Raw genomic sequence first — 21,367 nt, forward strand, 5'->3', positions numbered from 1 at the left:
CACCCCTGACAGTTAAGATATAGGGGTTTTAAATTAAACCGTTATTAAGTAATAAGCTAAATCGGCTGCATTCTCCAATTCTTTAACAGGAATGTATTCATCAGTAGTGTGAACTTTTTCGTAACCCATTCCAAGATTAACTGTTTCAATTCCATTGGCATTAAAAATGTTAGCATCACTACCGCCGCCAGTTGCTTCATATTTAGGTTGTAAGCCCACTTTATTCAAAGCATTCAAACAGTGTTGAACTACTTCATCTTTTTGATCAAGCTTATATGCTGAGTAAAGTCGTTGTGCATCAAATTCTAGTTCAGCACCATACTGTTCACAGTATGTTTCACATGTTTGGCGCATCTTTTCAGTAACTTCTTTTAACCGTTGTTCATCACGACTACGAGCCTCCCCTTCCATTTTCGCCAGGGGACAAACCACATTAGTTTCTTCTCCAGCCCTAATAACTCCAATATTAGCTGTCGTTTGATCATCTAATCTGCCTAGCTTCAAGTCAGATATTATTTCAGCCGCTACTTTAATAGCATTAATTCCATCTTCTGGTTTTAAACCTGCATGAGCTGATCGTCCTTTAATTTTAATATCGTATTTATCTTGTCCCGGTGCTTCAACTATCATGGTTCCCACAGGTCCATTACTATCAAATATGTAACTCTTCTTAGCTGTCAACCTATTAAAATCCATTCTTCTAGACCCATTCAATCCACCTTCTTCATAAGCTGTAAAAACAACTTCTATTGGTGCGTGGCTTTCATTACGTTCTTGAGCTGTTTTAATCGCTTCTAAAATAGCTGCTATTCCCCCAGCATCATCTGAACCTAAAACAGTATCTCCTTGACTTTTAATCACATCGCCTTCTATGACAGGTTTTTTCCCAACCCCAGGTTTAACAGTATCCATGTGAGCACTTAAAATTACTGGTTCTTTAGAATTATCACCTTCTATTCTGCATATTACATTACCAGCTTCAGTCCCCATTTTTTCCCCGGCATTGTCTTCGTAAGGGTCTCCGCCTAACTCTCGCAGCTTCTCCTTCAGACGATCTGCCATTTGACGCTCTTTCCCTGATTCACTATCGATCTCCGCTAATTCAAAAAACAGTTCCTTTAACCGGTCCTTATTGGTCATTATTCAGATACCTCCCATCCTTACTAAAATATAGGAATATCTTTTGTGGCATATAAAGTATTCTGCAAAATTGACTTTTTTTCCTGTTTTTTTATGATATTTTTCGGATAGATCTAATTGGAAGGATAAAGTAGAGATTTGGTTTTGTTTTCAGTATACAGATGATTAGCCAAACGATTATGAAGTTCATCGATACTGATTTGATTAAGAATTTCAGAGTAATCAAATAGGAAGGCATCTGAAAAATATAAATTTAAAAAGGTATTGGCCAGGTATTCTAAAGAATTAAATCCCTGGATATAATCACCTAATAATTTGTTTTTAATTCTTTGAAAATCCCTTTTGTCAATTCCTTCTTCAAATGTCGTTTCTATCCCTTTTTCCAGTTTATGTATTAATTTATCTGGATCCTTCGTTGGTCCTCCGATTAGGGAAAAACCAAAACCTTCTCCATGAGAATACGAAAATTCAAATTGATTGTCAATCAGCCCCTCTTCCAACAAGGACTGGTAAATTTTTGAACCTTTTCCGAAGATTAATTCCAATAAAAAGTCTGTCACGATTTCATCTTTCAGACTGGGAGTTTCTGTTTGCTTAGTCACTTGATCTTTAAAACCTATATAAGCCCTTGGTTTGGAAATGTCATGTTCATCAGTTTTTTGTGACATAAACACACTTTCTGGTTCACTTGGTAAAGTTCTGTGGTCTAAATCAGAACTAGGAGATAAGTTTTTGGCCGACAGATTTTTGTCAACTTCAGAAAAAACTTCAGCTACATCCAGGTCACCAATTATAAACAACACCATATTAGAAGGATGATAAAAAGTCTTGTGACAATCATAAAGTAATTCAGGAGTAATAGTACCTATTTCCTCTTCAGTTCCAGCTATATTGATATTTACTGGATGGTTATGGTAAATTCCTTCAAGCATATTAAAGAATACTTTCCAATCTGGATTATCCTGATACATTCTAATTTCCTGGGAAATTATCCCCTGTTCTTTTTCTACACTCTCCTTAGTAAAATATGGTTCATTAACAAAGTCTAATAAGGTATTCAAACATTCATAAAAATTTTCAGTGGCACTAAAGAGATATGCAGTGTGTCCAAATGATGTGAATGCATTTGCACTTGCTCCTTTTTTCGAAAATTCATCAAACACATTCCTGTCTTTTTGTTCAAACATTTTGTGTTCAAGAAAATGAGCTGTACCTTGAGGTAATTTCACAATTTTACCAGAACGATTTCGGTACCGTGTATCAATAGAACCATAATTCACTGCATATACTGCATATTTTTTTTGATACCCTTTTCTGGGAAATACATAGGTGTCAAGTCCAGGGGATATTTTATCATAATAAATGGTTTCTTTTAATAAAGGATGAAATCGTTCCTGAGTTTTTTCAATGGTTCTCATTATGTAACACCCACCTTTTCTTGTTTTGCATCTGCCATAATATAAACTGTATCTAATGCTACTTTTTGAGCAGCAGTTAGTATTCTATCCCGGTCTACATTTGCAATCTTTTCTTTAATCTCCTCAGGTGTCATGACTCTGTCATTGATAATACCTTCTAAAATTGTTTCACAGATAGCATCAGGATTGTCTTCAATCTGTCTCATAGCTGACAACAGGGACTGTTTAGTCATATCCAACTCTTTATCTTGTATATCATCCTGTCTCAATTTTTCTAATTCTTTTGTGATTAATTCCACCGTTTTTTCATAATCTTCCTTTTGGATTCCGGCATTAACAACCATAACACCTTTACTTTTTTCCAATCTAGATAAAACATAATAACATAAACTATGTTGTTCTCTGACTACTCGAAATAGCCTGGAATGGGAGAATCCTCCTAATACACCGTTAAATAGCATTAATGGGAATATCAATTCATCTTTGAAAGAAATTTGTGTTCTGAACCCTAAGCATAATTTGCTTTGGTTAATTTTTTCATTTTCTTTAACCTCTTTTGTTTCATCTACATCTTTTATAATCTCTGTTGTAAAATTAGGGATGTTTTCTCGATCAGGAAAATTAAAATGTTTTTGAATAGCAGAATTCAGTTCTTCCTGCGAAAAATGTCCTACTACAAAGATATCAATAGGAGCAGAAGATAATAGTTTCCTGTACTGTTCATAAAGACTATATGGAGTTATGCTCTTTACTTCCTCTTCTGTGCCAAATTTTGATTTACTGAAAGGTTCATTTTCACACATATGTGCAATTAATCTTTCTACAGCATAATTTGTTTTATCATCTTTCAATTTCTTTATCCGGTCAATCTGGTTTTTCTTTTCCTGTTCAACCAATTCTTTTTTAAATCCAGCCCCTTTTGTTACTGGCTCAAAGATAACCTGACTCATAAGTTTAATAACTTTATCTAAATTAACATATTGTTTTCCCTGTTCCAATAAAAAGTCTTGGCTAACTGTTTCTAACCTAAACTCTATCATCTGACGTTCTCCTTTTTTGTGAACACCAGTCACTAATTCCGCTCCGTACATTTCCTCTAATTGACGATAAAATTCTGTAATTGATGGATAGGGACTAGGTCCTCGCTCTAAAACTTTAGGGATAACAGCCATGTGACCGTTATAATCTCCTAAAGGCCAGTGAAAGAATACTTTTATTAAAGTTGTTTTTAAGTTAGTTTTTGGGATATAGTGGAGCCTTATACCCGTATCTAACTCTGTTTGACTCATATCCATAGAATTCTCCTTTCGCTTATGTATGATTTATTACAATACAAAATTCGAATAAAGGTTTATTTCAGGTATAGTATTAACTAGCTCTTAGTTTACCTGATAAGACTTCAATTTATCCCTAATAATTAATAAAAGGCGTTAAGATTCATTACTAAACGCGCTTAATCCGTTCAATTGAAAATTTTTAAAGTATCAACAATAAATATAAAGACGCCAATAGAGATCAACAAATAAAAAGTAAGGGTCTATATCTGACCCTTACTGATAATACTCAATATTGCTTATAAGATACAAAAATTACTTAAAGATATCACTTAACTAATTAATCCTTTGGGTTATTGTTGTCAGCTCGTAACTCAGCTGACTTTTTATGTGCTTCAAGTCCCTCTAACTCAGCTAAGTGCATACATTTATCTGATAATTCATGAGCACCCGTTTCTGTTAAAACTTGATATGAAGACATCTTTAAGAACTTCCCTACAGATAACCCACTTGAAAACCTGGCACTATTACCCGTTGGCAAAATATGGTTTGTACCGGATACATAATCTCCAAAAGCTACCGAGGCCCATTCTCCAACAAATAAGGAACCATAGTGATTAACCATCTCCATAATATTTGAGTTATTATCGGTCATCAATTGTAAATGTTCCGGTGCCATCTGATCAGAAATTTCAATAGCTTGGTCGAGATTATCCACTAGTATGATTTCTCCGTAATCTTCCCAACTTTTAGCTGCTGTTTCCCAGGTTAACAATTCATCTAGCTGGCGATGAATTTCCTGATTCACTTCTTTAGCTAGTTGTTCTGAAGTGGTCACTAGTACACAAACGGCATCGGGGTCGTGTTCCGCTTGTGCCAATAAATCTGCAGCAACATTAGTTGAAGAGGCAGTATTATCGGCAATTATCAACACTTCACTTGGGCCAGCCAATTGATCTATTCCAACAATACCATTCAATTGTCGCTTAGCTTCAGTCACGTATTTATTTCCTGGTCCCACAATAAAATCAACCTTAGATATTGTCTCAGTGCCCAATGCCAAAGCAGCAATTCCATGAGCACCGCCTACAATATAAACCTCATCTACCCCTGCTAGATACATAGCTGCCAGTAATTCCGGGTGGATTCCACCATATTTCCTGACAGGTGGAGCAATAGCCACAATTCTCTCAACTCCCGCTACCCTGGCAGGTACTATAGACATCAAAGCAGATGAAGGTAAGGGATATCTACCAGCAGGTACATAACAACCGCATGATGAAATCGGTTTGATCTTGTAACCAAGTTTTACTCCAGGGATATTTTCACATTCTATTTCTTTAAATCCTGCAAGTTGCTGACTTGCAAAAAATTCAATCTGGTCTTTAGCAAAATTAAGCGCTTCTTTAGTTTTATCCGTTAAATTGTCGTAACATTGTTTCATATATTCTTGGCTAACTTCCAATTTGGATAGAGAGCAATTATCCAAAGATTGAGTCAGTTCAAATAGTGCTTTATCTCCATTTGTCCTTACTTGATCTATTATCTTGGTCACTGTGTTTCTAGTTTCCACATCTTCAAATTTTGCCTTTTGGCTAGCTAGTTTAGCTTCTTTTAATTTATACATAGTATCCCCCATTTTGTTTTAGCATTGATTCACTTCATCATCAATCCATTTTAGAAAATCCGGATTACCATCTTTCATTTCCCAAGTAACTACACAAGGTACATCGTAAGGATGGAGTTCCTTAACTCTTTCTACTAACTTGCTGACTGTTTCAGTTTTAGTTTTTCCGAATAATAAAACTTCTTCCTCGGATTGGGCCTCTCCTTCCCAATAGAAGAAAGATTTAATTTTAGGTATTACATTTACACAAGCTACCAAACGATCTTCCACAAGTTGTTTTGCGAGTTGCTCAGCATCCTCCATACTTTCAGCAGTAATGTAAAACATTGATCTACTCATCCTTATCCCTCCTATTACCAAGTTTCTATATATTATCAATATTTATATTAAATCCCCGAATCATCTTTCTCAATAGCTAGCTTTACAGCTTGCATTGCTAAATTTAAATTAAATTCCATGGAAATTTTAAAATATTTGAGTATAAAATTCAATTTTATACATTTGTACATTAAAGAGATAACTTGTTTATTTAAAATTCGACACATAGCCAAAAGTTCCTGTCAATTTATTATCATTTTAGCGATGTTTTACTCCGTTATTGATAGTTGAACTCTTTGATTGAATGAATTTGTGAAGGGTTGATATTACATCTAACGATCAATAGTAGAATTTAAGTCAAAAAACAGGATGTTATTTTCTGATCATGTTCAGGGATGAGCAGTTGATCAGGAAGCTTTATTTCTACTGTTGAGGAGTTTTAGATGTACCACCCCGAATAATCTCACTATAATCCATCAATCGAGTAGGAGGTAGATAATTATTTTATCTACCGACCTCTCACACCACCGAGCAAACCGTTCGGTACACGGCGGTTCCTAGTTTACGCTTTAACTTGTCGATAATATTCCGAAAAGAATAGGAAACCAAATCCTTTGATTACATCATTTCCAAGGGATTTGGATAAGACGGGGCTATTGGAAATTCTCCAGTAGCCCTTTCTTGTGTTTGCATATTCCCATGCTTTGTATTTATTGGCTCCAAAGAACTTGAGCATTTTAAATTTTGTTCTCACTTTCTTCCATTGTTTCCAGTAAATCATGCGAATACGCCTTCTCATCCAACTGTCAGTATTTATTAACAGATTCTTCATATCAGCTGGTTTAAAGTAGTTAACCCAACCCATAATGTATCGGCTAAGTTTCTTTGCTCTGGCTTCGTTGCTTATTCCATAACTTCTAGATGTGAGTTCTTTTATTCTCGTTCTCATCTTTGTAACTGATTTAAGATGAACTCTTAATCTGGCTTTTCCTTTATGTCTGTAAAAGCCAAACCCAAGAAATCTTACCTTTCCTACATAGGCAACTACAGTTTTATCTTTATTTACTTTGAGAAATAGTTTATTTTCGATGAAGGGTAGTATGTTCTTCAAGGTGCGTCCGGCACTTCTTCTGCTTTTACAAAAGATTAGCAGGTCGTCCGCATAGCGGACGAATTCGTGCCCCCTTTTCTCAAGTTCTTTATCCAATTCGTGGAGCATTATGTTACTGAGGATAGGGCTAAGAGGCCCGCCCTGGGGCACGCCAACTTCTGTATCCTTATAGGTGTGTTTGATCATTACTCCTGCTCTTAGATATTTGTTGATAAGAGATATTACTCGACCGTCTTTTATTGTCTTAGATAGCACTTCTATCAATTTGCTCTGGTTTACTGTGTCAAAGTATTTCTCCAAGTCCATATCTACTACATATTTGTATCCTTCATTTATGTTTTGTTGACTTTTCTTAATTGCATCATGAGTACTGCGTCCAGGGCGAAAACCATAGCTGTTATCTGAGAATTGCTCCTCATATATTGGAGATAGTACTTGGGCTATTGCTTGTTGGATTACCCTGTCTACCACTGTAGGTATGCCTAATTTTCTTTTCTTCCCATCTTCTTTAGGTATCTCTACCCTTCTGACGGGATTAGGGCGGTATTTACCGTCCAGGACTCTTTGCCTGAGGTGGTCCCCGTTTTCTTTGAGATATTGTAGAAGTTCATCTACTCCCATCCCATCAATCCCGTGAGAGCCTTTGTTGGATTTTATTTTCTTGAATGCTTTATTCATGTTGTCTCTATCCAAAATTTCCTCTAGCAAATTCCCCTTCGACAAGTTTGCATTGGAGATGTTGTTTTCAGTTATCCTTAAAGAACTGTGCACTCCCGCATATCCTTCGTGTTCCGCACTATTCTTCTGCGGTGAGCCTTCTTTGCAGCTTTCGCCTGTCAGAAGTTGGCGGCACTTCATTCCTTTATTGGTAACAGTCATTTACTGATCTCCTCCTAGGTTCATCCCTTCCTTAATGATGTCGACCTCATCAAGTACTATGGAATCTGCTGACTTCTCATGACAAATCTTATTTCAACCGTGGTTCGAAGTTCATCTTGCCACGTCCATGAGACCTCCCACGGTAAGACGATTAACTTTCATTCCATGTACCCACATCATTTACACTGGTATGTCCGTGTAGTTGATTGGACTTCGTTTTGTATTGCAAACTCATCCCATACCTTATGCCTGATGATGTTCGTGTGCCTTGGGTCGGAATTTTGCCTTAAGCTTCCTTCAGATCCCACCTCACGATGGGCACCCTTGCTCTTGGCTAATGGTTGGTAACTACAAACCCCCATAGTGGACTTACACCACCTAGCTAATCGTCATGCATGGCGCACAATGACAAAGCCCGGAATTCATAATTGAACTCCGGGCCTGTAAATCTAAATCATATTACAAAATCATATTAAATTTATGTGTACAATCTATTGAAAATATCCCTGATTTTTTGATTTTCTCTTAAAATTTCTAGAGTAATGTCAGCGTGATCCTTAGTATATCCGTTTCCAATTATCATATTAACGTCTTTACCTACTCCTTCAGCTCCCAATGCGGCTTTAGTAAAGCTAGTAGCCATACTAAAGAAATAAACTATTCCTCCATCTTTTGTTGGTAAAATTGATCCCATTTCTGTATCAGGCACATTTACATTATTTATTGTTACATCACATAACTCTCCATCTGTAGCTTCTTCCACCTCTTTTAAAATATTCATAGGTTCAGTGGCACTACCTTGGAGGATTACATCGGCTAAGCCTGTCTCTTTAATACGTTCACAACCAGCATCACTTCTGCTGATACCAATCACTTTACCGCTAACTCCAGCTCGCTTTTTAGCTTCATGTAAGCAAAGAAGTCCTGACTTACCGCCAGCTCCAATAATAAATACAGTATCACCAGGTTGAACCAACTTGGCAGTTTGCGCTGCAGCACCTGCTACATCTAAAGCTGCCAGTGCTAAGGTATCTTCCATATCTTCTGGTATTTTGGAATACAATGCTGATTCAAATAAGACGGCCTTTCCTTCTATATGAACTTGGTCTATATCAGTATTGACTTCTTTTATCTTGTCAATCCTTAAAGGGGTCAGGGATAAAGACGATAGAGTCGCAACTTTATCTCCTGGCTTTAAATCACGATCCGTTAATTTTTCACCCACTTGTTCTACAGTTCCAATTAACATGCCACCAGAGCCAGTTTCAGGATTGTGATGTTTTCCACGTTCTTCAACTATTTCCGTCATTTTAGCTTTAATTTTTTCTTCATCGCCACCTGCTTCTCGTTCAATTTGAGTCATACTGGCAGCATCGATATTTAATGTTTGTACATTAATTAATATTTCATTGTCATAGATCTCCATGGTGTTATCAATTTTCCATGCAGGTTGAGGCAGTGCTCCAGCGGGCTCTATTACTCTATGTGCGCCAAATTTATTACCTGTTTTCATATTAATCACCCCTTATATTTATTTAGAATTTGTTAACAGATGACTATTACTTGATTTTGAGTATTTCTCGAGCTTCATCGGGAGTTGCAACTTCTCTATCTAACTCATTGGCCAATCTTACAATTCTTTCCACTAACTGGGCATTACTTTCGGCAAGAACACCTTTTTTATAGTAGATATTATCTTCAAAGCCGACTCTTACATGGCCACCCATAAGGATTGCGTGAGTAGCTAGAGGAAGTTCATGCCTACCCACTCCTGCAACAGTCCAAGTAGCATCTTCAGGTATTAAGTCCACCATAAACATCAAGTTCTTCAAAGACGCTTTCATGGCTCCGGGCACACCCAATACCATATCAAAGTGTAAGTGTTCCGGTAACAGTCCTTCTTTATTAAGTTGCAGAGCATTGTATACATGTCCTGGTTCAAAACATTCCAATTCTGGTAAGATATTGGATTTTTTCATAGACTGTGCAAATTCTCTCATCATAGGTAAATCGTTAACAAAAATTGCATCCCCAAAGTTAGTGGTTCCGCAATCCAAAGTTGCCATTTCTGGAGATAATTCAACTGGTTGGGCACGCTCTTCAAAACTCATACCAGCAGCTCCACCCGTAGATGGTTGAATTATAGCCGTAACGCCTCTTTCCTTCATGGCATCAATTGCTTTTTTGAATACTTCCTTGCTTTGTGTAGGGGTGCCATCTTCGTCGCGAACATGTAAGTGAATAATTGAAGCACCTGCTTCTTCAGCTTTAATTGCTTCCTCGGCAAGTTCCTCTGCTGTAACAGGGATGTTAGGATTATCCTCTTTAGTTGCCTCGGCCCCAGAAATAGCAGCAGTTATAATCAATTTTTCCATGTTAAATCCCACCTTCCTTAAAAATTGTACCCCTTAAGAAATTATACCCTCAATTAAGGCTTTAGCCTGTTCTCTAATTTTTACGTGGAGAGTCTAGTCGTTATTCTTTTGGTAATGAACTTGTCCATCGATTATTGTTTTTTCAACCTGAACATCTTTTAATTTCTCGTGGGAAATTTCCAAAATGTCTTGTTCTAAAACGGTCAAGTTTGCTAACTTGCCCGGCTCTATACTTCCTTTTAAATCTTCTTCGTAAACTGACTTAGCGGCATTTATTGTGAATAATTTTAAAGCCTCAGTTACTGTCAATCGTTGTTTAGAATTTGAATGATTTACAGCTCCGTGAATCCCTAATAAGGGATTCATGGGGGTTACATCACTGTCTGAACCCCCAATTAATAAACAGCCGGAGTCAATTATATCCCTGTAAGGATTAGTTGTTTTAGCTCTGTCTTCGCCCAATCTAGTGCCATACATTCCAGGTCCGCCCCAAAAGTATTCAAAAGTAGGTTGGACTGATAAAGTAACATTTATTTTCTGACATCTTTCTAGTTGTTCTCGATTAATAAGTTCTGCATGTTCAATCCTGTGTCTAATGTCCTGTCTAGGATATTGTTGTTGAGCTTTTTCGTATGCTTGTAGAATTCGTTCTATAGCCCTGTCACCTATAGCGTGAACTGTAATTTGCATCCCTTGTTTGTGCGCTTTCATGACAAAATCATCTATTTCTTGTTGAGAGTAATATAACTCACCTTTAGTTGATTGGTCATCGGTGTATGGTTCCAATAAAGCTGCCGTTCTTGATCCAAAGGATCCATCGAGAATTATGCAGCCACCAATTCGTTCAAGACCTAAATCGACAACTCTGCCAACATCTGTTGTTTGGTTGAAAACTACTATATAAAGGGGATTTTCTTCCCATTTCCTTAATAGAATATCAACATCTTGATCACTAAATAATTTTCCACCTTCCATACTGTGAACAGTAGTTATTCCTGCCTTCAAAGCTAAGTCTGTTGCGTAATCCATAGCTTGTAGTCGCTGTTTTTCGGAAATCATATCCATAACAAGTTTCCTTACTACGCCATTTGCTACATTTCGCATATTACCTGTGACTTGTCCGTCTGTATCTCGTTCCACACCTTCCAAATTCTTTAATTCTTCATTGGTTAAATCCAAAATTTCCATGGCCTTACTATTGATTATACATGAATGGCAGTCTACTCTATTCATCCATATTGGATTGTTAGGTGCTACTTCATCTAATTCTTTTATAGTGGGAGGTCGTTTCTCAGCTAATTTATCATCATCATATTTTGCTACGCGAATCCAGGTACCCGGGCTCGAAGTTTCAATTTTACTCGATAAGTCTTTAAGTAACTCATCCAAGCTAGTAAATTCTGTATAATCCAAAAACAATTCGTTCATTCCAGTTTGCATAAAATGAACATGGGAATCAATAAACCCGGGTACCACTGTTTTTCCATCTAGTGACATGATTTCTGTTTCATTGCCTATTAATTCGTCAAGTTCTTCATTATTTCCTGTCATCAAAATTTTTCCGTCTTTAATTGTAACTCCTTGCTCGATATCATGGGAATCATTTAAAGTAATTACCTTTGCATTATTAATTACTAAATCTGCCTTTTGAGGCACAGAAAATTCCTCCCTCCTAAATTTCCCCGGCAACCTTTTTAGCTATATAAGTTGCAACATCAGGGGGTAAAGTATCTTTACCAAAACCTGCGTCAAATCCAAGTTCTAATGCCAATTCATGAGTTATTCTAGGTCCTCCGACAATTAATACAAACTTTTCTCTCAAACCTTCTGCTTCCAGGAGCTCTACTAATTCAGTTAGGTTTTTAACATGAATTTCACGTTGTGTTACAACCTGAGAAACTAATATTGCATCAGCTTCAGTTTCTACTGCCTTTTTAATCAATTCCTCATTTGGAACCTGACTGCCCATATTATGAGCGTTAAATTGAGGGTATCTTTCTAGACCGTACTCCCCGGCATATCCCTTCATGTTCATAATAGCATCAAGACCAACAGTATGAGCATCGGAGCCTGTACAAGCTCCAACAACTGTTAATTTTCTACCAATATTTTCTTCAATGTAGTCATTGATTTCATAATAATCCATCGCCTCTGTTTCTACTTTGGCTACCTTAATTTTTGTAGCATCTACAGTAGCTTCGGCTTTGCCGTATAAAACGAAGAAACTAAAACCTTCTCCCAAGTCTTGCATTTCTACTACATTTACTTCATCAAGCCCCATTTTATTTGCCATAATTCTTGCAGCTTCCCTAGCTTCAGGGCTAGCCTCTAATGGCAAGGTGAAACTCATTTGCACTTTACCGTCATTTAAAGAATCTCCATATGGTTTGATTGCAGTTTTATCCAGTTTCATTGATACCCAACCCCTTTCTTAAAAGATCTAGGAAGGGATTATAATAACCCTGTTCCTTAGTTACTACTCCATCTGCTCCCTTTCCTCCGGTTTGAGGACGAGATATTCCAGCAAATTTTCCTTCTTCTATGGCTTTCATAAGTCCTTTATCCGCTATTTCTTCCAGCATATCTGTAGTTTGTTCTAAAATTTCATCAGCGCGTTTTTGAATTTTTCCATTATCTTTGTAACTTATTTCATCCATTAAGTGTCTAGCATTATTGAATATATACTTGGCATTATCTAAACTAAGCGCACGGTCGTGCAGATAAGGAGTATGAATTGCTTCAGTTAACATACCTAGAAGTTGAATATTTTGACCTGTCATAATTGAAGCCAGATTAAACATTCCATCCATCAAATGCCCTTTGAAAATATCTCCTGTCATAAACTTCGTTGGAGGCATATACTTCAAAGTAGCGTCTTTAAATACCTGGCGAGTAAGTTGGGCCTGGGCAAGTTCAAGTAAAAATCCATCTTCTATATCCGGATCTATCTCAAAAGCATGTCCTAGACCCATTTGCCATGGTGCTAAACCTGCACGATCAGCCAATTCTTCATTAATAAACTGAGAAGCCATAACTGTATGACCTTCTTCAATAGCATCGGCTGTTGTCAGGTAATTGTCCTCTCCAGTGTTAATAATAATACCAGCATAAGCATTCAACAACCTGGAAAAATCTTGATCTACAAAGGTTCTTTTCATATTTATATCTCTAAACAAAATTCCGTACATAGCGTCATTAAGCATCATATCGAGTCTCTCTTGGGCTCCCATAGCTGCAATTTCAGGCATACATAGCCCTGAACAATAGTTAACTAATTGAATATATCTTCCTAATTCTTCCCCTACTTCATCTAATTCTTGTCTCATGATTTTAAAGTTCTCTTGAGTGGCGTAAGTACCGCCAAAGCCTTCTGTGGTTTTTCCGTAGGGAACATAATCTATCAAACTTTGAGCAGTACTTCTAATCACAGCTATAATATCAGCACCTTGCCTGGCAGCTGCTTTAGCTTGACGAGCGTCTTCATAAACATTACCTGTGGCAACAATTACATATTTCCAGGGTTGCTCACCTGGGGATTGTTTTTCCATTAGCTCTTCGCGTTCTTCACAGTTTTTACGGATATTTTCAATTGTTTTTTCAGCTAACTCGTTAACTGTTTGATATATCTTATCTGGATCATGTTGGGGAAGATCAGTTAATGTCAGTTCTCCCCTACCTACAGCTTCTGCTATTTCTTGGGGCTGTTTACCCGTCTCTACCATAGCATTACCAATCCAGTAAGCTATCCCTTTTCCAAGGGAATCACTTTTGTGTACCTGTTCAACAACTACGTTGGGTAGTGGGATTTCCTCTTTATCAGTACCGTCGATCCCCATTAATCTGGCAACAGTTCTCTCCACACTTGTAGTGGTATTTTCGTCAATATGCTTTTGTATTCCATCAGCTATCTTTTGAGAATATTTTCTGCTTTTGTCAACTAACTCTTGATTGACCTTTAATTTGGCCTCCATATTTCGTCACCCCTTTACTTTCTTTTTAAGTTATTTATTTAAGTTTGATTTTTGTACTCGGAACTCAATAAATCGTAAACCGGTACTGATAGATCCTCCTTTAGATGGTCGATAATTAATTGGGAGTTTAGATATGTCCCATCAGAACTCCAGGGATTGACTGTAACAGCAACTAACTCCAAAGAATTATATACTTGTAACGATATATTACGTAATTGTAAAAGGTTTTTTGTACGCTCTTTTAAGAAAATCTTTGTACCATCTTTTACAATGATATTTCCGTGATCAAGTTTTACTGAGTACAGCAATTTTTCAACCAAATTATCAACTATAGCTCCATTTATCACCAAAGTATGAAAGGATTCTTTGTTTCTATAAATATAGGAACAAATAGAATCATACTCACTGAAAGAACAACCTTCCGCCAATTTCACCACTTCACCTGTTTTAGTGATCACTCCAGTATGACCGTTTTCCAGTAATTGACTAGCTTTTACCTGTAAAGCTTCATCATTAATTTCAGGGGTAGTTAGTTTGTCAATTTCAATAATTGTTTTTTTAGCCACTAGCTCCTCAGTGTTAGCAATATTAGCTCCAGTTGCTAATACAAAACCTTCACTTAAGCTAGGCATAGCCGAACTTTTTCTATCCAAAGCTCCATCGATTAATAATAGGTCTATTTGATTTTCCAGCTGTTTTTTTACTTGATAAATTTGGTTTGCCGAGTTAATCCCGACAAGTTCACAATTACCCCCGTAATCTCCACTTTCATAAATTCCCACTCTACCCATTGTGGTACGGTATTCTAGTTCTTTAACAAGTTTCGTTGTTATTTCCGATTTATTTGCAGCTTCACTAGTTGTTAGAAATAAGGTTCTAGGTGGAATATATACCCTGGGTTTTTTGTGTCTGGTAATGGCATCAACTTCTTCACCATCACGCCCATAAGATAAAAGCGCCAACCTTAAATCTTTGTTCATAGCCTCTGAGATAACAGTATTTAAAGTTACAGTTTTACCTGTATTTTTTTCCATTCCAATAATAGCTAAAGTGGTTATAGATTTATTTAATATACTATCGATTATTTTATTATTCACATCTACCTTTGGCCCCCTTTCTTATTTTCTTGTCTTTATTAAAATAGTCACAATTCTAGACTTTGTTTTCATTTATTAAATGTTGCAAAAATCATGCCAATTCGTCTTACCTAAGATAGCCCGAGGAAAAGCTTTTCGCATTCTAATAAATCCATTTTCTTTTATTTGTTGATGCATTTGCACATCTTTTGATGCAACATTACATCAAAAGCATGTTCTGTTTTTTCACATGTTAAGATAGTCGGAATTATCTTTATACAGCTAAACTAGTCTAGTCTATGCTTATATTAAAATACTGACATTTACTTTTCAATACAAATCCCGATAAAATTTAAATTGAAAAGACGGGTACTTGATATTCCCCGTCTTTCAATATAGGATTACTTACTTTCTTTTAACATGGAAACTTTTTCATTTACTATTAATCAAGCCCATACTTTATCTAGATACTATAGTTGAAACACCCATTCCACCGCCGACGCAAAGGGTGGCTAATCCTCGTTTTTTGTCTGTTCGCTTCATGTGATATAACAGAGTGATTAAAATTCGAGCACCACTGGCTCCGATGGGGTGACCTAGAGAGACTGCTCCTCCTCCAATGTTCACTCGTTCTTCATCGAGGCCCAGCTCTTTCATGACAGCAACACTTTGTACGGCAAAGGCTTCATTAGCTTCAATCAGATCTAGATCATCTACGCTTAAGCCAGTTTTATCTAAGACTTTTCTAGTAGCTGGTACTGGTCCTATTCCCATATGCTCAGGTTCACAACCGGCAGAAGCGTAACCATCTAATACTCCCAAGGGCTCAAGGCCTAATTCTTTGGCTTTGGATTCAGTTGTGATCACCATGGCAGCAGCCCCATCATTTATACCAGAAGCATTAGCTGCAGTTACTGTACCTTCTTTTTGGAATGCAGGCTTCATTTTAGCTAATTTGTCTAATGTGGTCCCAGGCTTGGGATGTTCATCAGTATCGAAAATAATTGGATCTTTCTTTTTCTGTGGAATTTCTATTGGCAGAATCTCCTCTTGAAACCAGCCTTCGGAAATGGCTTTTTCTGCCTTATTTTGGCTGTCCACACTAAATTCGTCCTGTTCTTCTCGGGTTATATTATAATGTTCGGCTATGGCTTCAGCCGTATTCCCCATGTGCTGATCAGTGATTGAACACCATAGGCCGTCTTTAATCATAGCATCTTCCACTTTGCCATGCCCCATACCATATCCGAATCTCGCTTTGGACAAATAATATGGTGCCTGACTCATGTTTTCCATACCGCCCACGACAACCACTTCACTGTCGCCGTCTTTGATGGCTTGTGCTCCTAATATTAAAGCTTTCAAACCAGAGCCGCATACTTTATTAATAGTCAACGCTGGCGTTTCCTTGGGAATTCCTGCACCTAAGGATGCTTGACGTGATGGATTCATTCCTTGACCTGCCTGTAATACATTGCCCATTATTACTTCATCTACGTCCTCTGGAGCTATGGAAGCTCTGTTCACAGCTTCTTTAATCACTTTTTCACCAAGCTTGTGAGCAGGAAAGTCCTTAAGAGAACCTCCATATGTTCCAATAGGAGTCCTTACTCCAGAAGCGATTACTATCTTTTCCACTATTAACCCTCCCAATCTTGTTATTTTAAAACCCCTACGTTATCAGGGATAATTAGGTCCGCTTCAGTTTTATCTTGCACCTCTTCAATACTAGATTGTTCAGCTACTTCCCGTAACACAGCCCCTTCTTCAGTAATTTCAATCACACATAGTTCTGTCACTATCATATCGACCTCTTTTTCGGCTGTTAAGGGTAAGGTACATTTTTTTAAAATTTTAGGGGCACCGTTTTTGTTTACATGTTCAGTTGCAATAATAACCTTTTTGGCACCGACAACTAAGTCCATGGCACCTCCCATTCCAGGGACTAGTTTCCCAGGAATCATCCAATTAGCTAAATTTCCTTCTTGGTCAACTTCTAAAGCTCCTAAAACAGTGCTATCCAGATGTCCACCTCTAATTATACTAAAAGATTCTGCACTATCGAAGCCAACTCCACCAGGAATTATAGTTACTGGTTGACCACCGGCATTTGTTAAATCAGGGTCTTCTTGACCTTCTTCGGGAGCTGGTCCGACCCCTAGGACACCATTTTCCGATTGGATTAAAATATTTTCACCATCTTCAATAAAATTGGCTACTAAGGTAGGCATTCCTATTCCTAGGTTAACCACTTCTCCTGGTTGTATTTCTTGAGCTATACGCTTAGCTATTAAATTTCTTTTTTCTTTTTTATCCATAGTTATCCCTCCTCCCTTCTCACAAGATAGTCAACATAGACACCGGGAGTTATAACTTCGTCTGGATCTAATTCACCTGGTTCTACTATTTCTCCAACTTCGGCTATCACGACTTTAGCAGCTTTAGCCATAAGAGGATTAAAATTACGTGCAGAAAGTCTATAAACCAAGTTACCATTTTTATCAGCTTTTTCTGCTTTGATTAAAGCCACATCACCTTCTATAGGTTCTGCTAAAATATACTCTTTTTCATCAACTGTTAGCTTTTGCTTACCTTCTTCGGCAACAGTACCAATTCCAGTAGGTGTTAGAATACCCCCAAGTCCTGCACCAGCTGCGCGGACTTGTTCCGCTAGTGTTCCCTGAGGCACCAGGTCAACTTCAAGTTCTCCATTATTCATTTTTTCCCCGGTATACTTGTTGGTGCCAATATGAGAAACTATGACCTTTTCAAACTGATTAGAAACTATTAGTTTACCGATTCCTTTTTCGGGAAAAGAAGTATCATTTGCTACTAAAGTCAATTTTCCTGTTCCTTGTTCTTGTAGAGCATCAACCAATGTTTCCGGAGTTCCGGTTGCAAGAAAGCCACCCACCATTACGGTGGATCCGTCTGTAATTTGCTTGACACTTTCTTTTGCAGACAGTATTTCTATCATAATTTCACCTCCCATAGTGGTAAATCAAAATTTATTTATAAATCGAGGTAATTATATACTTATGCAACATTCATGCCAACTCTCTAATCACTTTACAAGTACCTTTTGGATCCCACTAATGCTATATTAATAATTTAATCATTATATTAGCCTACAATTTTCGATTCGATTTTGCATCAAATTATTCGAGTTGCGCATCAAAAATTATATTTTAGTTCGATAGATTTTATATTAGTTTGCTTGATCATCATGTTTGTAATTCAATCCATACTTGTCTAACTTTCTCACAACAGTTGACTGAGCTACACCTAAAATTTGGGCTGCTTCCCTGGTATTGTTCGACTGTTCCATAGCTTTTTGAAGCATTCGCTTTTCAAGCTTGCTAACGGCATCAGGTAAAGATAAGTTCTCTAAGATTTTGACATTACTTTCTTTAATTTGTTGTGGGAGATCTGAAGTTTCAATTAAGTTTTCAGGTACCATGATAACTAGTCGCTCTATCATATTTTCTAACTCTCGAACGTTCCCCGGCCAATTATAAGACACTAATTCTTCCAAAGCAGAAGAGGACAATCCCTTATTAACACCGTATTTTTCATTATATTTTCTAATATAATGACGAATTAAAAAAGGTATATCATCTGGGCGTTCTCTCAAGGGTGGTATATACAATGGCACCACGCTCAAACGATAGTACAAGTCTTCTCTAAATTCTCCCTGAGAGACCATTTCTTCTAAATCTCGATTGGTACAAGCAATGATTTTCACATCTAATTGTCGGGGTTTAACCCCTCCAATTCTAGTTATCTCTTGATCTTGTAGTGCTCTTAATAGCTTAACTTGTAAATCTTTAGATAATTCACCTATCTCATCAAGTAGCAGTGTTCCCCCATTGGCAATTTCAAATTTACCCGGTTTTCCGTTTTTAGATGCACCTGTGAAAGATCCTGGTTCATGTCCAAATAGTTCAGATTCAAGCAAGTTTTCGGGTATGGCTCCACAGTTAATTTTTATGAAAGGTTGCTCGCTGCGATTGCTGTTTTGATGAATGTATTTAGCTACTATTTCTTTACCAACTCCTGTTTCTCCTGTAATTAAAACAGTAGAATCAAAAGCTGCAACTCTAGCAGCTTGAGCTAGCAACCGTTTTTTCACCTTGCTTTTTGCTACAATTTCACCTTCTCCTAGTTTTTCTTCCATTTCAGTTAGCTTTTCTTTATAATGGCGAGTAAGAGCTTGAGTTTTTTCTAGCTCATCTTTTAATTCAAGTAATTCTGAAATATCTCTGACATTAGTTACTACTTTAGTGATATTTCCATCACTATCAAACACAGGATTACCAGTAACCATGACTTTTTTTCCAGAAAATAGTTCGTGCATTAATGTTACCCGTTCTTTTTGTTCTAGTACTTTTAAAGTTACAGATTCCGAGCAAAATCCTTCTTCTTCCAATTCCTTCATATGTCTTCCTACTACTTCTTCTGCTTTGGCACCAGAAATACGCTCGTAAGAGCTATTTATCATGATAGTATAGCCTTCACCATCTGTTATCCAGAAACCATCATAAGAAGATTCGATAATTGCCCTTAACTCGTCATTTATTGCCTTTGTTTTGGCAAGTTCTTGAGATATATGTTCCAATTCGGAAATATCTTGAAAAATTCCCAGAGCTCCAATAAGTTCCCCTTCTTTAAAGATGGGAGAGCGATTTGTAAGTAAAGTTTTTTTATTTACGACAAATTTCTCCGTTGTAAAAGTCTGACTACTCTCCAAAACTTTAAAAAGCCCAGTTTCTGGTATAATTTCTCTGATATCGCACCCCAAAACTTCTTCTTTTGACATCCCTAGAATTTCACTAGCTGATTTATTAAAGAGATTAATTTCGCCTTCTTTATTAATTGCAATAATTCCGTTATAGACTGAATCTAAAATAATTTCTAAATCTGAATTTTGTAAATTAGTCATAGAAACCCCTCCCCCCGAATTTCTTAGTTCTGTTAAGTTATATGATATTTGAATCAGTCTCCGTCCCGGAGTTAAGATAGTTTTAGACAGAAATCAAAACCCTCCGGGAGAAAGGAGACTGATCCATGACTAAAGTTGTATGCCCTAGATGCAATAATAACTGCTCTGACAAGTTTTATAGGTTTGGTTTTGATAATCATGGTCATCAAAAGTATCAATGTCAAGAATGTTTTAGTCAGTTTGCACCTAAGACACTTTCTAAAGGCGGGGATAAAAGAGGTCCTAATAAACCTCGTAAATATCCCTCTTGCCCTAAATGCGGTAAAGCTACGTTTTTACATCACGACTATGAATTTTATTCTAATTTGAGGTGTTGGGACAAAAGCTGTAATCATTCTTTCTATGTCCCTAAACCTCAAAGTATTCCTGAACCTTCGCAACTTGATATTGACGGCAAAGTAGACTTCTCTAACATGAGACATTCTCTTCATACTGTTATTCGAGCTCTTTACCTGTACTTTATCAATGGTAGCTCTACTAGAGGTGTCTCACAGTTCCTTATTGATTGTGAAGGAATTAAAGTATCTCATGTTACTATTGCTGACTGGACTAAAAAGTTTGCTCCTCTGTTTCTTTATATCTCTAGATATCTAAAGCCAATAGATCTTGACTCTTCTGATGAGTGGCATGTCGACGAAACTGTAATTAAAATTAAAGGCAAAAGATTCTACGCCTGGACTGTTATTGATGCTGAAACTAGATTTGTGCTTGCATTTCATCTATCTCCTTACAGAGATAGCCAGGCTGCTTTTAAAGTGCTGAACTATGCTAAGAAACATTTTGGACAGCCTCATAGTATCGTTACAGATAGATACTGGGCTTACAATGCTCCAATTAAAGTTCTGTTTCCAAACTCTAATCACATCAGAGTCGAGTCTTTTCAAGATGATATCTCTAATAACTTAATTGAATCTTTTTTTCAGATTTTCAAAAGCTGGGTTAAGCAACGCAGAGGATTTGCTTCTTTCCAGTCAGCCAACAAGTTGATTGCGGTATTTGTGTTTGCTTTTAACTTTGTTAGGACAAGCAATGTTTTGAATCAGTCTACTCCTGCTCAAGTTGCTGGGATTAATTACTCTAATCGTAATAGGACTTTTTGGCTTTTACATAGTAATAATGCCGCTTGACTGCCAAATCTTTTGAAATCTTGCGAGCAAATGAGCTTATTTTTCATAA

The 21,367-nt window shown here is 37.0% G+C and carries 17 protein-coding genes; 1 reads left to right on the plus strand and 16 read right to left on the minus strand.

The genetic code is table 11. The features are described from left to right. Positions 1-33 precede the first annotated feature (33 nt). The 16 genes from NTHER_RS09595 to NTHER_RS09675 form a co-directional block, all read right to left on the minus strand. Complete coding sequence (locus tag NTHER_RS09595) at positions 34-1,140, minus strand: M20/M25/M40 family metallo-hydrolase (protein WP_012448330.1); 1,107 nt, start codon at positions 1,138-1,140, stop codon at positions 34-36. 113 nt (positions 1,141-1,253) lie between these two features. Beyond that, the gene (gene yfmH, locus NTHER_RS09600; RefSeq protein WP_012448331.1) at positions 1,254-2,558 is read right to left on the minus strand and encodes an EF-P 5-aminopentanol modification-associated protein YfmH; all 1,305 of its coding nucleotides are present in this window, start codon (positions 2,556-2,558) and stop codon (positions 1,254-1,256) included. Beyond that, positions 2,558-3,847, minus strand: coding sequence for an EF-P 5-aminopentanol modification-associated protein YfmF (gene yfmF / locus NTHER_RS09605; RefSeq protein WP_158438248.1), 1,290 nt, complete (start codon positions 3,845-3,847; stop codon positions 2,558-2,560). Before yfmF ends, yfmH begins: the two co-directional genes overlap by 1 nt. A gap of 325 nt (positions 3,848-4,172) precedes the next feature. Further along, a complete protein-coding gene (gene hisD / locus NTHER_RS09610) occupies positions 4,173-5,459 on the minus strand; it encodes a histidinol dehydrogenase (RefSeq protein WP_012448333.1) in 1,287 nt (428 codons plus the stop codon). A gap of 18 nt (positions 5,460-5,477) precedes the next feature. Next, complete coding sequence (gene cutA, locus NTHER_RS09615; RefSeq protein ID WP_012448334.1) at positions 5,478-5,798, minus strand: divalent-cation tolerance protein CutA; 321 nt, start codon at positions 5,796-5,798, stop codon at positions 5,478-5,480. A gap of 541 nt (positions 5,799-6,339) precedes the next feature. Next, complete coding sequence (ltrA, locus tag NTHER_RS09620; RefSeq protein ID WP_012446632.1) at positions 6,340-7,767, minus strand: group II intron reverse transcriptase/maturase; 1,428 nt, start codon at positions 7,765-7,767, stop codon at positions 6,340-6,342. Positions 7,768-8,245: 478 nt separating this feature from the next. Beyond that, a complete protein-coding gene (kdd, locus tag NTHER_RS09630; protein ID WP_012448336.1) occupies positions 8,246-9,280 on the minus strand; it encodes an L-erythro-3,5-diaminohexanoate dehydrogenase in 1,035 nt (344 codons plus the stop codon). 46 nt (positions 9,281-9,326) lie between these two features. Beyond that, positions 9,327-10,142, minus strand: coding sequence for a 3-keto-5-aminohexanoate cleavage enzyme (gene kce / locus NTHER_RS09635; protein ID WP_012448337.1), 816 nt, complete (start codon positions 10,140-10,142; stop codon positions 9,327-9,329). Positions 10,143-10,235: 93 nt separating this feature from the next. After that, entirely contained in the window at positions 10,236-11,798 is a 1,563-nt protein-coding gene (locus NTHER_RS09640) for an amidohydrolase (RefSeq protein WP_012448338.1), read from the minus strand. Between the two features lie 16 nt (positions 11,799-11,814). Then, entirely contained in the window at positions 11,815-12,555 is a 741-nt protein-coding gene (gene kamE, locus NTHER_RS09645; RefSeq protein ID WP_012448339.1) for a lysine 5,6-aminomutase subunit beta, read from the minus strand. Then, positions 12,542-14,113, minus strand: a complete 1,572-nt coding sequence (gene kamD, locus NTHER_RS09650; RefSeq protein ID WP_012448340.1) for a lysine 5,6-aminomutase subunit alpha — start codon at positions 14,111-14,113, stop codon at positions 12,542-12,544. Before kamD ends, kamE begins: the two co-directional genes overlap by 14 nt. 38 nt (positions 14,114-14,151) lie before the next feature. Then, positions 14,152-15,210 (minus strand): lysine 5,6-aminomutase reactivase subunit KamB, encoded by a 1,059-nt coding sequence (gene kamB / locus NTHER_RS09655; RefSeq protein ID WP_012448341.1) that lies wholly within the window; start codon positions 15,208-15,210, stop codon positions 14,152-14,154. 438 nt (positions 15,211-15,648) lie between these two features. Further along, positions 15,649-16,827, minus strand: a complete 1,179-nt coding sequence (locus NTHER_RS09660) for an acetyl-CoA C-acetyltransferase (protein ID WP_012448342.1) — start codon at positions 16,825-16,827, stop codon at positions 15,649-15,651. A gap of 20 nt (positions 16,828-16,847) precedes the next feature. Next, a complete protein-coding gene (locus NTHER_RS09665; protein ID WP_012448343.1) occupies positions 16,848-17,507 on the minus strand; it encodes a 3-oxoacid CoA-transferase subunit B in 660 nt (219 codons plus the stop codon). 2 nt (positions 17,508-17,509) lie between these two features. Beyond that, positions 17,510-18,166: a CoA transferase subunit A gene (locus NTHER_RS09670; protein ID WP_012448344.1), complete on the minus strand. Its 657-nt coding sequence runs from the start codon at positions 18,164-18,166 to the stop codon at positions 17,510-17,512. Positions 18,167-18,397: 231 nt separating this feature from the next. Beyond that, on the minus strand, positions 18,398-20,131 hold the full coding sequence (locus tag NTHER_RS09675; RefSeq protein WP_012448345.1) for a sigma-54-dependent Fis family transcriptional regulator: 1,734 nt from the start codon (positions 20,129-20,131) through the stop codon (positions 18,398-18,400). 125 nt (positions 20,132-20,256) lie between these two features. Here NTHER_RS09675 and NTHER_RS09680 point away from each other — a divergent pair, with 125 nt between their 5' ends. After that, positions 20,257-21,318, plus strand: coding sequence for an IS6 family transposase (locus NTHER_RS09680; protein ID WP_012446527.1), 1,062 nt, complete (start codon positions 20,257-20,259; stop codon positions 21,316-21,318). Positions 21,319-21,367: the final 49 nt, after the last annotated feature.

Source organism: Natranaerobius thermophilus JW/NM-WN-LF, from assembly GCF_000020005.1.
Classification (GTDB): Bacteria; Bacillota; Natranaerobiia; order Natranaerobiales; family Natranaerobiaceae; genus Natranaerobius; species Natranaerobius thermophilus.

Excerpts from the sequence above, each read along its gene's own strand:
- kamD (WP_012448340.1), bottom strand. The coding sequence starts at position 14,113 with ATGGAGGCCAAATTAAAGGTCAATCAAGAGTTAGTTGACAAAAGCAGA.
- yfmF (WP_158438248.1), bottom strand. The coding sequence starts at position 3,847 with ATGAGTCAAACAGAGTTAGATACGGGTATAAGGCTCCACTATATCCCA.
- NTHER_RS09665 (WP_012448343.1), bottom strand. The coding sequence starts at position 17,507 with ATGGATAAAAAAGAAAAAAGAAATTTAATAGCTAAGCGTATAGCTCAA.
- hisD (WP_012448333.1), bottom strand. The coding sequence starts at position 5,459 with ATGTATAAATTAAAAGAAGCTAAACTAGCTAGCCAAAAGGCAAAATTT.
- NTHER_RS09675 (WP_012448345.1), bottom strand. The coding sequence starts at position 20,131 with ATGACTAATTTACAAAATTCAGATTTAGAAATTATTTTAGATTCAGTC.
- cutA (WP_012448334.1), bottom strand. The coding sequence starts at position 5,798 with ATGAGTAGATCAATGTTTTACATTACTGCTGAAAGTATGGAGGATGCT.
- kdd (WP_012448336.1), bottom strand. The coding sequence starts at position 9,280 with ATGAAAACAGGTAATAAATTTGGCGCACATAGAGTAATAGAGCCCGCT.
- kce (WP_012448337.1), bottom strand. The coding sequence starts at position 10,142 with ATGGAAAAATTGATTATAACTGCTGCTATTTCTGGGGCCGAGGCAACT.
- NTHER_RS09595 (WP_012448330.1), bottom strand. The coding sequence starts at position 1,140 with ATGACCAATAAGGACCGGTTAAAGGAACTGTTTTTTGAATTAGCGGAG.
- ltrA (WP_012446632.1), bottom strand. The coding sequence starts at position 7,767 with ATGACTGTTACCAATAAAGGAATGAAGTGCCGCCAACTTCTGACAGGC.
- NTHER_RS09670 (WP_012448344.1), bottom strand. The coding sequence starts at position 18,166 with ATGATAGAAATACTGTCTGCAAAAGAAAGTGTCAAGCAAATTACAGAC.
- yfmH (WP_012448331.1), bottom strand. The coding sequence starts at position 2,558 with ATGAGAACCATTGAAAAAACTCAGGAACGATTTCATCCTTTATTAAAA.
- NTHER_RS09680 (WP_012446527.1), top strand. The coding sequence starts at position 20,257 with ATGACTAAAGTTGTATGCCCTAGATGCAATAATAACTGCTCTGACAAG.
- kamE (WP_012448339.1), bottom strand. The coding sequence starts at position 12,555 with ATGAAACTGGATAAAACTGCAATCAAACCATATGGAGATTCTTTAAAT.